Genomic DNA, 11,832 nt, shown 5'->3' on the forward strand with positions numbered 1-11,832 from the left:
CATGGCACTTCTCGAGAACAAGACCGCGGTGATCACCGGGGGCGCGCAGGGCATCGGCCTCGCCGTCGCCGAACGCTTCGTGGCGGAGGGGGCACGCGTGATCCTCGCCGACCTGGACGGCGCCGCTGCCGAGGCAGCGGCCAAGGAGCTGGGCCCGGACGTGGCCACCGGGATCGCCTGCGACGTGGTCAGCGGCGAGGACGTGGAGCGCGCTCTGGAGACCGCGGTCGCGACGTACGGCTCGCTCGACATCGTCATCAACAACGCGGGCATCACCCGCGACGCGACCATGCGGAAGATGACCGAGGACCAGTTCGACCAGGTCATCGCGGTGCACCTGAAGGGCTGCTGGCACGGCACCCGGCTCGCCGCCGCCCGGATGCGCGAGCAGAAGTCCGGCGCGATCGTGAACATCTCCTCGATCTCCGGCAAGGTCGGCATGGTCGGGCAGACCAACTACTCCGCCGCGAAGGCCGGCATCGTCGGGCTGACCAAGGCCGCGGCCAAGGAGATGGCCCACCACGGCGTCCGGGTCAACGCGATCCAGCCCGGCCTGATCCGCTCCGCGATGACCGAGGCGATGCCGCAGCGGATCTGGGACGAGAAGATGGCCGAGATCCCGATGGGCCGCGCCGGTGAACCGGCCGAGATCGCCAACGTCGCCCTCTTCTACGCCTCCTCGCTCTCCTCCTACATGACCGGAACGGTCGCCGAGGTGACCGGCGGAAGGTTCATGTGACCTGGCGGCCGCGGCGGGTGACGTCGACCGAGACCCTCGACGCGGGTCCGGTCGCCGCCCTCGGTGCGCTCCTCGACAGCGGCACTCCGGTGCCGGCCGCCGGCGACCTACTCCCGCCGCTGTGGCACTGGGTCGCGCTCCCGCGCTGGCCGGTGTCGTCGGTCATCGGCGTCGACGGCCACCCGCGCCGCGGCGACTTCCTGCCCCCGATCGAACTGCCCCGGCGGATGTTCGCCGGCGGCGAGGTGACCTTCCACAGCGACCTGCGGGTCGGTGCCGAGGTCGTCCGCGAGTCCGAGGTCGTCTCCGTCGAGGAGAAGGACGGCCGCAGCGGCCGGCTGGCGGTCGTCAAGGTGCTCACCCGCCTGGTCGACGCCGAGCGCGACGACCTGCTCGTGGAGGAACGGCAGGACCTGATCTACCGCGACGCCGCACCGGCGCCTTCGTCGTTCCCGGACCCCGAGTCCGCAGTCGTCGACCCCGCCGGGCCACCGCTGGTGTCCGAGGACGACGGCTGGCGCTTCGTCACCGACCCGACGCTGCTGATGCGGTTCAGCGCGGCGAGCGCCAACCCGCACCGGATCCACTACGACTGGCCCTACGCCACCCGGGTCGAGGGCTATCCCGGGCTGGTCGTGCACGGCCCGCTCTCGACCCTGGTGCTCGCCGAGGCGATCCGGCTGGCCCACCCCGACCGGGTCGTTCGCCGCCTACGGCATCGCAACACCGCACCGCTGTTCTGCGGCGATCCCGCACACGTGCGGATCGACGCGCCCACCCCAGACACGGCCGAGGTGGCGCTGCGGCGCCCCGACGGCACCGCGCTGGCCGGCCTGAGGGCCGAGCTGGCGACCGCAACCCCCTGAAAGGCATCCACCCATGAACGACACCTCCCGCGACGTGGTCATCTGCGAGCCCGTCCGCACCCCGATCGGCCGCTACGGCGGCGTCTTCAAGGACCTGAGCCCGGTCGATCTCGGCGTCACCGCGCTGCAGGGCCTGCTCGCCCGCACCGGCATCGACCCGGAGCGGATCGACGACGTCATCCTCGGCCACTGCTACCCCAACGCCGAGGCACCGGCGATCGGCCGCGTGGTCGGGCTCGACGCCGGGCTCCCGGTCACCGTCGGCGGCCAGCAGGTCGACCGTCGCTGCGGCTCCGGGCTGCAGGCCGTCGCCAACGCGGTCATGCAGGTGGCCTCCGGCGCCAGCGAGATCGTGGTCGCCGGCGGCGCGGAGTCGATGAGCAACGTCGCCTTCTACTCTCTCGACATGCGCTGGGGCGGCGCGCGCAGCGGCGTGCAGATCCACGACGGCCTCACCCGTGGCCGCCAGACCCCCGGCGGCCGCTTCCACCCGGTGCCCGGCGGCATGCTCGAGACCGCCGAGAACCTGCGGCGCGAATACTCCATCGGCCGCGAGGAGCAGGACCGGCTCGCCGTCAGCTCCCACCAGCGCGCCGTCGCCGCCCAGCAGAGCGGTGTCTTCGCCGACGAGATCGTGCCGGTCACCGTGCCGTCGCGGAAGGGCGATGTCGTCGTCGACACCGACGAGCACCCCCGCGCCGACACCACGATGGAGTCGCTCGCGAGGCTGCGTCCGATCCTCGGCTCCTCCGACCCCGAGGCGACCGTCACCGCCGGCAACGCCAGCGGCCAGAACGACGCCGCCGCGATGTGCCTGGTCACCACCGCCGAGGTGGCCGAGCAGCTCGGCCTGCGGCCGCTGGTCCGGCTGGTGTCCTGGGCCGCTGCCGGCGTACGTCCTGACGTGATGGGCATCGGACCCGTCCCCGCCACGGAGGCGGCCCTCGCCAAGGCCGGCCTGACGATGGCCGACATCGACGTCATCGAGCTCAACGAGGCCTTCGCCGCCCAGGCGCTGGCGGTGATGCGCGAGTGGAAGTTCACCGACGAGGACCTCGAGCGCACCAACGTCCACGGCTCCGGCATCTCGCTGGGCCACCCCGTCGGCGCCACCGGCGTACGGATGCTCGGCACGCTCGCCCGCGAGCTGCACCGCCGCGAGGCCCGCTACGGCCTCGAGACCATGTGCATCGGCGGCGGCCAGGGCCTCGCCGCCGTCTTCGAGCGGATCGCCTGATGCGTACGTTCACCTCGATCGCGGCGATCGAGGCCGCTGTCGGCGAGGAGCTCGGCGCCACGGACTGGGTGCAGATCACCCAGGAACGCGTGGACCGCTTCGCGGAGCTCACCGGTGACCAGCAATGGATCCACGTCGACGTCGAGCGAGCCACCGCCTCGTCCTTCGGCGGCACCATCGCGCACGGCTACCTCACCCTGTCGATGCTGCCCGGCTTCTCCACCCAGCTCTACACGATCGCGGCCGGCTCGGCCCGGCTCAACTACGGCCTGGAGAAGGTGCGCTTCCCCGCACCGGTCCAGGTCGGCACGAAGATCCGGGCCACGCCGCGGATCAAGGAGGTCCGGGCGGTCCCGGCCGGGACCCAGGTGCTGGTCGCCTGGACCGTCGAGGCGGAAGGGGCCGAGCGACCGGTCTGCGTCGCGGAGAGCATCACCCTGGTCCTTCCCTGACGCCTCACGAGTGCCGCCGGTCGTCCCTGCGGACGATCGGCGGCTTCGGCATGCCCGGAGCCCGATTAGGCCCACAAGCGATATCAATGCCATCTACATTTGGTGTTGGACGTGCAATGGCGATCGTTCTTAGTGTGAACGCGGTCACACAGCCCGGTGCGTGACGACACACAATCCCCGGAGGAGCAGTCCCCATGACCCAGTCAACGCGCGTCCCCGACGAACGGATGGCCCGCAAGGCGGGCATCGCCGCGTTCGTCGGCACCACCATTGAGTGGTACGACTTCTACATCTACGGCACCGCGTCCGCTCTGGTCTTCGGGCCACTGTTCTTCAGCAACGCCGAGCCCGCGGTTGCGACCCTGCTCTCCTTCGCGACGTTCGCCGTCGGGTTCCTGACCCGGCCGCTCGGCGGCGTGGTCTTCGGCCACCTCGGTGACCGGATCGGCCGCAAGCGCTCCTTGATCCTGACCCTGCTGCTCATGGGCGTCACCACGGTCGGCGTCGGCCTGCTGCCGACGCACGCAGCCATCGGCGCCGCGGCGCCGGTGCTGCTGATCATCCTCCGGCTGCTGCAGGGCCTCGCCGTCGGCGGTGAGTGGGGCGGCGCGGTGCTGATCGCGACCGAGCACACCCGTCCCGACCGCGGCTTCCTGTTCGGCGCCTTCGCCCAGCAGGGCTCCCCCGCCGGCCGGATCCTGGCCACCCTCAGCTTCCTCGCCGTCACCGGCCTGCTCCCCGACGACGCCCTTCTCGAATGGGCCTGGCGACTGCCGTTCCTGGCGTCGGCCGCGCTGGTCGTGGTCGGGCTCGTGATCAGGCTCAGCCTCGAGGAGTCACCGGCGATGAAGGACCTCCAGGAGCGCAACGAGGTCGTCCGGGTGCCGGTGATCGAGCTGTTCCGGAGCAACTCCCGCGAGCTGACCCTCGGCGTCTTCGGCATCCTGTGCGTCTTCGTGGTCGTCTACGCCCGCGACACCTTCGCGCTCTCCTGGGCCACCACCCACCTCGGCTTCGGGAAGGACTCCTTCCTGACCATCATCCTGATCGCCAGCCTCGTGCAGTTCTTCGTGCAGCCGTTCGGCGCGGTGCTCGCCACCCGCTGGAACCCGCGCACCCTGGTCACCGTCCTGCTCGGCCTCGAGATCCCGGCGCTCGCGCTGATGTTCGTGCTGATGAGCACCGGCAACTGGACGCTGGCGATGATCGGCGCGGTGCTGGCCACCATCCCCGACGTGATGTTCTACGCGATCATGGCCGGCATGCTGGCCCAGGCCTTCCCGGCGCGGGTCCGCTACACCGGCATCTCGGTCACCTACGGCCTCTCCGGCGCCCTGTGCGGGACCACGCCGATGATCCTGCAGTGGCTCCTCGACACGTCGGGCAGCATCGTGGTGCCGGTCGCCTTCGGCGTCGTGACCACCGTGATCTCGCTGTTCTGCTCCCGCGCTCTGCTCGGCCGCAAGACCGCCGAGGCGGCGGCCGACGAGCCCGCGGCGGTTCCCGCCGCGCGCTGACCCCTGACGCCTGATCGCCTTCAGTCGAGCGCCGCGAGGCGGAGCCCCACCTGGTGCTCGACGAGGGCGATCAGGCGTTCCTCGGTCGCCTCGGCCGGATCCTCGAGCCGCATCCTGAGCAGCTCCCGTCCCGACGCGTGCAGCAGACGGGCCACCAGCTCCGGGTCTGGGGTGCTCGGGAAGACCGACTCCAGCCCCTGCCGGAGGAAGGCGCGCACGACGGCCTCGGACTCCTCCAGCCGGGCGTGCAGCGCCGGCGGCGCCCCCTGCGGCGGGAACAGGAACAGCCGCCAGGTCGCCCGCGACTCCGCGATCGAGTCGAGCGCCACCCGGAAGGTCCCCACGAAGACGGTCGAGGGGTCCGACAGGTCCAGCGCGGCGACCCCGGCGGCGAACTGCTTCCCGGCACGGGCGAACTCGCGGTCGACGAGGGCGACGTAGAGCCCGGCCATGTCGCCGAACTGCTGGTAGAGCACGGGCCGGGTCACACCGGCCTCCTCCGCGACCCGGTTGGGCGTGGCGGCATGGAACCCCTCGGCGTCGACGATCGTGAGCAGGACGTCGAGGATCTGCTCGCGGCGGTCCTGGCCGGTCATGCGCTTGCGGGTGGCTGTGGCACTCATTGCTTGACAGCCTAACTTTCAACCTGTCAGATAGGAACTAACAGACTGAAAGTTGATGGTGATGACGACGACCCACTACCCCGAGCTGGCCGAGCGGGTCCGCTCCCAGGCCATCCTCCAGCCGCACATGTACGGCGACGTCGACCTGTCCGCGACGCCCTACCGCTTCACCACCGACCTGGACGTACGGTCCTCGCTGCCCCGTGGCGTCGACGACCGCGCCGGCCTGCTCGCCGACGAGAAGGTCGTCGAGCTGATGCACGCCGCGACGATGCTCGGCGACGTCGTCGCCGACCCGTACGCAGCCCTGGTCGACGACCACGGCATGAAGGGCCTGATCCGGATGCTGTCCACCGCCTGCCGCGAGGGCGTCGAGGCCGTCCCGGACGCGCCCGAGGAACTGCGGAGGTTCATCGCGTCCATGGAGGTCGTGCCGGACTGGCTCGACATGGACCTGGTCGAGGAGGGCGCGCGGCACTCCCGGGTCAGCGCGGCGCTGTTCGCGCCGTTCATCATCCGTGGCGCGTTCCTCGCCACCTTCATCAACACCTACGCCGCCCTGCCGATGGCCCTGACCGGCGCGCTCTCCGACAAGCGGGCGGCGCGGCGCGTCATCGAGACGAGCAGCTTCTTCGCCGTGACCACCCTGCCGGGCGCCCTCGACCGCTTCGGCGTCGGCTTCGAGACCACCGCACACGTACGCCTGATGCACTCCGTCGTCCGCTACAACGCGCTCAAGCGGTCGGCGAAGTGGGACCAGCAGGTCTACGGCGTCCCCGTCCCGCAGGTCGACCAGATGCCCGCCGGCATGATCCCGATCTACATCCTGGCCACGGCCGCGGTGCGCCAGGGCCGCACGGAGTGGACCGCCCGCGAGCGGGCGATCCACGAGTTCGTCCGCTACCGCTGCTTCCTCATGGGGCTGCCCGAGGACCTCCTCCCCGCCGACCCCGAGGGGATCGTCCGGGTCTTCCACGCCCGGGCGGCGACGCTGCGGCACGACTTCGACGACGCCACCTGCGGGGAGCTGGTGCGCTCCACGCTCGCGGCCTATCTCCGCCCGGGACGGACGCCCTACGACCGGGTCGCCGACCGCGTCGAGCTCGCCTGGAGCAAGACCTTCTTCACCCAGGCCTTCGGCCGCGGCAGCGGCACGATGGGGGTCGATCTCGGTCGGCTGGACCGTGCCCTCGTCGCCGCGACCGCGCCCTTCGTCCTCGGCCGCTACGTCCTGGTCACCCGCGCCTGCTCCGGCCGGTTCCACGCGCCGTTCGACGCCTACACCCTCCGGGTGCTGCGCAAGCGGCTCGCGACCTATGGCGTCGACGAGGCGATGACCGAGGCGCACGGATCGATGGCCTGAGACCGGGCCTCAGCCGGCCGGGCCGCGCCACGGGTGGCCACGTGCGACGACCGCGGTCGCGGCGAGGAAGACGATCTGCAGGATCGTGCGCGGCACCAGGTGGTCGAGCCACTCGCCGGTGAGGCCGTGGGTCGCGGCGTACACGTTCGCGGGGAACATCGCGACCAGCATCAGCCCGAGCGCGATCACGGCCGCCCGGGTCGTACGCCGCCACACCAGCCCGGCGGCACCCAGGAGCTCGAGCACGCCGGTGACCGTCACCAGCAGCCCGGGCTCGGGCAGTGCCGGCGGCACCATGGCGATCAGCTCGTCCCGCATCCCCACGAAGTGGGCGACGCCCGTGGCCGTGAACATCGCGGCGAGCCCGTACCGCAGGGCGCGCGCCCATGACCTCTCCCCACCCAGCCCGGCGACGCGGACGACGATGGTGACGATCGACAGGATCAGCAGCGGAGCCATGCGTTCCTCCCTTCCTCCAGAAACTTGACAGTGACAAGACTGACGCGACGACCCGGATCTTGTCAATGACTAGATTTCCTCCCTAGACTCGTCCCATGCCTGCGGACCGCTACCACCACGGCGCCCTGCGTCGCGCCGTCCTCGACGCCGCCGTCGAGGCGATCTCCGAGTCCGGACCCTCGGCCCTCAGCCTCCGCGACCTGGCCCGCCGGGCCGGGGTCTCGCACGCAGGACCGGCGCACCACTTCGGCAGCAAGGAAGGTGTCTTCACCGCCCTCGCGGCCGAGGGCTTCACGATGCTCGCCGACGATCTCGAGGCGGTTCCGAACGGGTCGATGGCCGAGCTGGGCGTCGCGTACGTGCGCTTCGGGCTCCAGCACCGCGCCCACTTCGAGGTCATGTTCCGACCCGAGCTGTACGACGCCGAGGACCCCTCCGTCGCCGAGCCGCGCGAGCGGACCTGGTCCGGCCTGAGCGGCTCCGCGCGCCTCGCCACGACCTATGCCGACCAGGTCCCTCCCGAGGTGACCGAGCTCGGCGCCTGGGCCCTCGTGCACGGCTTCGCGATGCTCGCGGCGAGCGGCGCTATCGAGGCCGACTCCCCCGACGAGGTCTCAGCACTCGTCCGAGGAGCCGCGTCGATGATGTTCCGCGAACCGAACGGAGCCACGTCGCCCCGCGAGCACTGATCCACGGTTGCATCGGCCGAGGAGATACCCGATCTTCGGCATGCGCCGATACCCCGGGCGGGATAACGATCAGATAACGAGGACCGCGCGTCGAGCATCCCCGGGACCGACGCCCTCCTCCGCTGAAACAAACATCCGTCCAGGCCGCAGCCACACGCGCCGACGGAGCCCCGCATCTGGGAAGCGGGCCCCGCCCCACCACGTAGACAGCGACCGCGAGGTCTCTGAAAGGGGACACGCCATGCGCTCGATTTCGAGCCCACGCACGCCTCGCGTCAGTAAATCGAGGCACTTCAAGAGGCTGGCGGCGTTGTGCGCCACCGCCCTCGTACTCACGACACTCGTCTCCACCGGCGCCGCGGCGTCACACCCCGAGGCCAGCCTCGCCGGTAGCAACTTCGAGATCGACGTCGACGCCAACCTCAAGGTCGACGACCCGGCCCCTTCGCTCGACTGGGCCAACGTCAACGAGGTCCGCGCCACCGACAAGGTCAACGGCACCGGGGACGACTCCTACGCCGGCGGCGTGAAGGAGGACACCTCCTGCCCAGGTGCGGTGACCGACTCGATCCCACCGAACAAGAGCGACCTGCTGAGCTTCCACGTCTACCGCGAGGCCGGCACAGGGACGCATCCCGGGTTCCTGAACCTCGCCTGGAGCCGGGTCAGCGATCCGAGCGGCACGACACTGATGGACTTCGAGTTCAACCAGTCCAGCACCAAGTGCGCATCCGGCCCCAACGTCGTCCGCACCGCCGGTGACCTGCTCATCGAGTACGCCATCGACCAAGGCGGCTCCCGGGCCGACATCACCGCTCGCCGGTGGACCGGCAGCGCCTGGGGTCCGACCACCGACCTGGACGCCCCCTCCGCCACCTGCGGCGGCGCTCCGTGTGCGGCCGGCACCATCAACTCCTCGGCCATCCCGGCCGCGGACTCCGATGGGCTGATCACCACGGGCTCGAAGCAGGCGCGGACCTTCGGGGAGGCGCAGATCGACCTGCGGCTCCTGTTCCAGCCCAACAAGTGCGCGTCGTTCGGCAGCGCGATGCTGAAGAGCCGCTCCTCGGACTCCTTCACCTCACAGCTGAAGGACTTCGTGGCACCTGTCGGGATCAACCTGCAGAACTGCGGCCAGGTGATCATCCGCAAGCAGACGATCCCGGACGAGGACCCCAACGCGACCGACTTCGGCTACACGAAGGCGTTCGGCACCGATCCCGCCTCGGCGAACACGTTCACGCTCAAGGATGACGGGGTCAAGGACTACGGCAAGACCGTGCTCTTCGGCACCGGCTACACGGTCGTCGAGAACGTGATCCCACCGGACTGGGCATTCGTCAGCGTGAACTGCAATGCCAGCACCGGAGTCACACCGAGCATCAACGGCGCGACGGTGACCTTCGCGATCGACAGCGACACCGACGTACTCGACTGCACCTACACCAACCAGCTCCAGCTCGGGGCCCTGAAGATCCTGAAGAACAGCACCAAGGGTGGGGCGGTCACCAACGCCGGAGCGGTCTTCGCCTACGACGGCGCCAGTGTGACCGACAACGGCGCCGGCGACGAGGATGCCGACGTCGGCGAGGTCTGCGTCTCCGGACTCTCGCTGGGCGACTACGACGTGACCGAGACGTCACCCCCGCCGGGCTACGGCGACGCACCGGGTGGCGCGCAGACGGTCACGGTCGTCACGGGGACCGACTGCGACGACAACCAGCCGACCGGCGCAGCCGTCGCGACCTTCACCAACCCGCCGTTGGCCGACATCCAGGTCAACTTCCGTGACGGCGGCTCGGGCGAGACCAGCCTGACGTCGATGACCTGCGAGAACACCGGCACCACGCCGGACACCGGCACCGCCTCTGGATGGGACGACACGGTGACCCACGAGGGCATCGAGCTCAACTCGCCCTCACGCACCGTCACCTGCACGATCGTGATCGATCCCTGATCCCCACTCCGCCCAACCACAGGGGCCGCCCGGTTCACCGGGCGGCCCTGTCCTGCGCCGTCGCGGCACAGCCGCAACATGCCCGAAACCGATGGCGGCTAGCGTGCAGTCATGGCGCGGGCGATAGCGCAGCAGTCACGGGTGATCCACGGATACAAGCGCGCCTTTCGCACCGGCGGCGAAGGCTCCGCGATCATGTTCATCCACGGCATCGGCGACAGCTCGCGCACATGGGAGGACGTGCTTCCCCTGTTCGCCGAGAACCATCGCGTCATCGCTCCCGACCTGCTCGGTCACGGCGATTCCGACAAGCCACGCGCCGACTACTCGATCGGCGGGTTCGCCAACGGCATGCGCGACCTGCTGGCCGTGCTGGACGTGGAGCGGGTCACCCTCGTCGGCCATTCGCTCGGCGGCGGCGTCGCGATGCAGCTCGCCTACCAGTACCCACATCTGGTCGAGCGGGTCGTGCTGGTCTCCAACGGCGGCTCCGGGCGGGGTGTCTCGACCTGGCTGCGGCTCGCGACCCTGCCACTGGCGCCGGAGCTGCTCCAGCTGCTGCGGCTGCCGATCTCGCGGACCGGGTTGTCCGCCTCCCTCGCCCTGCTGCGCCGCATCGACCACGACCTCGGTGTCGACACCCTGGACCTCATCCGGATGATCGACGCCCTGCCCGACGCCCGCTCCCGACAGGCCTTCGCCCGGACCCTGCGCGCCGTCGTCGACTGGCACGGACAGGTCGTCACGATGCTCGACCGCAGCTACCTGGTCGAGAACATCCCGACGCTCATGATCTGGGGCGACCGCGATGGCGTCGTCCCCTTCCGGCACGCCGGGCAGGCGCGGCTGGCGATGCCGTACGCATCCCTCGACGTGTTCCACGGCGCCGGCCACTTCCCGTTCCGGTCCGACCCCGGCCGGTTCGTGATGACCGTCGAGCAGTTCGTGCGCAGCACCGCACCCGCCACCTGGGACCACGATGCGTGGCAGAAGCGGCTGCGCACCGGCCCCGAGCCGGAAGACGATCTTCATACGTGGACGGGCATCTAGCCAGCGCATTACCCTGCGGACATGAACGACGCTGCCGCACCCGAAGCAACCACCGGAGGGGTGCGCGAGGTGAAGTCCGCCGCCCGCACGGTGGAGATCCTGGAGTTCCTCGCCGCGCGCCAGAACCGCCCGGTGCGGCTGCGTGAGCTGAGCGAGGCGCTCGGGGTGCCGCGCAGCAGCCTGCACGCCCTGCTCCGCACGCTCGCCAAGCACGGCTGGGTACGCAGCGACGAGACCGGCACGCTCTACGGCATCGGCATCCGGGCCCTGCTGGCCGGCACCAGCTACCTCGACACCGACCCCTACCTCCCCCAGGTGACCCCGTTCCTCGTCGAGCTCCGCGAGCAGCTCGACGAGACCTTCCACTTCGGCCGGCTCGACGGCACCGACGTGGTCTACCTCGCCACCCGCGAGTCCTCGCAGTACCTGCGCCCCTACAGCCGTGTCGGCCGCAGGCTCCCGGCCTACTCCACCTCCCTGGGCAAGGCGGTCCTGGCCGCGCAGCCCGAGGAGGAGGTCGACGACCACCTGCCGGCCGACCTCACGCCGCTCACCCCGCACACGTTCACCGACCGCGGCGCGCTCGCCGCCGAGCTCGAGGCCACCCGCCTGCGCGGCTACGCGGTCGACAACGAGGAGAACACCCTCGGGCTGCGCTGCATCGCGGTCGCGCTGGACTACGACGAGGCGGTCTCGGACGCGATCAGCGCCTCCATCCCGATCGCCCGGCTCACCCCCGAGCGCGAGGCCGAGGTGATCGCCGCACTGCGCCAGGCGGCGGAGCGGATCGTCCGCGTGGTGGGGCCGATCCGCAACTCCCTCACCTGGTCCTGACTTCATATGGAGACCTTGTCCACGGATGTAGACGCTGACAGAATGC

12 protein-coding genes are annotated in these 11,832 nt (G+C 70.5%); 10 read left to right on the forward strand and 2 right to left on the reverse strand.

Annotation, left to right across the window (positions count from 1 at the left end; genetic code table 11):
* Position 1 precedes the first annotated feature (1 nt).
* The 5 genes from fabG to ACFV9G_RS05715 all read left to right on the forward strand — a co-directional run bounded on the left by fabG (position 2) and on the right by ACFV9G_RS05715 (position 4,811).
* Positions 2-739 (forward strand): 3-oxoacyl-ACP reductase FabG, encoded by a 738-nt coding sequence (gene fabG / locus ACFV9G_RS05695; RefSeq protein WP_378725673.1) that lies wholly within the window; start codon positions 2-4, stop codon positions 737-739.
* Between the two features lie 17 nt (positions 740-756).
* Positions 757-1,605: a MaoC family dehydratase N-terminal domain-containing protein gene (locus ACFV9G_RS05700; protein ID WP_378725675.1), complete on the forward strand. Its 849-nt coding sequence runs from the start codon at positions 757-759 to the stop codon at positions 1,603-1,605.
* 13 nt (positions 1,606-1,618) lie between these two features.
* Positions 1,619-2,842 carry an acetyl-CoA C-acetyltransferase gene (locus tag ACFV9G_RS05705; RefSeq protein ID WP_378725678.1) on the forward strand — a complete coding sequence of 408 codons (1,224 nt, stop codon included), beginning with the start codon at positions 1,619-1,621 and terminating at the stop codon, positions 2,840-2,842.
* Positions 2,842-3,294, forward strand: a complete 453-nt coding sequence (locus ACFV9G_RS05710; RefSeq protein WP_378725680.1) for a MaoC family dehydratase — start codon at positions 2,842-2,844, stop codon at positions 3,292-3,294. The genes ACFV9G_RS05705 and ACFV9G_RS05710 overlap by 1 nt, the downstream gene beginning before the upstream one ends.
* 194 nt (positions 3,295-3,488) lie before the next feature.
* Positions 3,489-4,811: an MFS transporter gene (locus ACFV9G_RS05715; RefSeq protein ID WP_378725682.1), complete on the forward strand. Its 1,323-nt coding sequence runs from the start codon at positions 3,489-3,491 to the stop codon at positions 4,809-4,811.
* 20 nt (positions 4,812-4,831) lie between these two features.
* On the opposite strand, the gene ACFV9G_RS05720 is transcribed toward ACFV9G_RS05715, so the two are convergent.
* Positions 4,832-5,434 (reverse strand): TetR/AcrR family transcriptional regulator, encoded by a 603-nt coding sequence (locus tag ACFV9G_RS05720; protein WP_378725684.1) that lies wholly within the window; start codon positions 5,432-5,434, stop codon positions 4,832-4,834.
* A gap of 61 nt (positions 5,435-5,495) precedes the next feature.
* On the opposite strand from ACFV9G_RS05720, the gene ACFV9G_RS05725 reads away from it, so the two are divergent.
* The gene (locus ACFV9G_RS05725) at positions 5,496-6,797 is read left to right on the forward strand and encodes a hypothetical protein (RefSeq protein ID WP_378725686.1); all 1,302 of its coding nucleotides are present in this window, start codon (positions 5,496-5,498) and stop codon (positions 6,795-6,797) included.
* A gap of 9 nt (positions 6,798-6,806) precedes the next feature.
* On the opposite strand, the gene ACFV9G_RS05730 is transcribed toward ACFV9G_RS05725, so the two are convergent.
* Positions 6,807-7,256 carry a DoxX family membrane protein gene (locus ACFV9G_RS05730; protein ID WP_378725688.1) on the reverse strand — a complete coding sequence of 150 codons (450 nt, stop codon included), beginning with the start codon at positions 7,254-7,256 and terminating at the stop codon, positions 6,807-6,809.
* Between the two features lie 95 nt (positions 7,257-7,351).
* Between ACFV9G_RS05730 and ACFV9G_RS05735 the strand changes: the two genes are divergently transcribed.
* The 4 genes from ACFV9G_RS05735 to ACFV9G_RS05750 all read left to right on the forward strand — a co-directional run bounded on the left by ACFV9G_RS05735 (position 7,352) and on the right by ACFV9G_RS05750 (position 11,786).
* Complete coding sequence (locus tag ACFV9G_RS05735; protein WP_378725690.1) at positions 7,352-7,945, forward strand: TetR/AcrR family transcriptional regulator; 594 nt, start codon at positions 7,352-7,354, stop codon at positions 7,943-7,945.
* Positions 7,946-8,255: 310 nt separating this feature from the next.
* A complete protein-coding gene (locus tag ACFV9G_RS05740) occupies positions 8,256-9,902 on the forward strand; it encodes a hypothetical protein (protein WP_378725691.1) in 1,647 nt (548 codons plus the stop codon).
* Positions 9,903-10,013: 111 nt separating this feature from the next.
* Positions 10,014-10,952 carry an alpha/beta fold hydrolase gene (locus ACFV9G_RS05745; protein ID WP_378725693.1) on the forward strand — a complete coding sequence of 313 codons (939 nt, stop codon included), beginning with the start codon at positions 10,014-10,016 and terminating at the stop codon, positions 10,950-10,952.
* Between the two features lie 21 nt (positions 10,953-10,973).
* Positions 10,974-11,786, forward strand: a complete 813-nt coding sequence (locus tag ACFV9G_RS05750; protein WP_378725695.1) for an IclR family transcriptional regulator — start codon at positions 10,974-10,976, stop codon at positions 11,784-11,786.
* Positions 11,787-11,832: the final 46 nt, after the last annotated feature.

Origin of the sequence: Nocardioides sp. NPDC059952 (assembly GCF_042730435.1) — a bacterium.
Taxonomy (GTDB): domain Bacteria; phylum Actinomycetota; class Actinomycetes; order Propionibacteriales; family Nocardioidaceae; genus Nocardioides.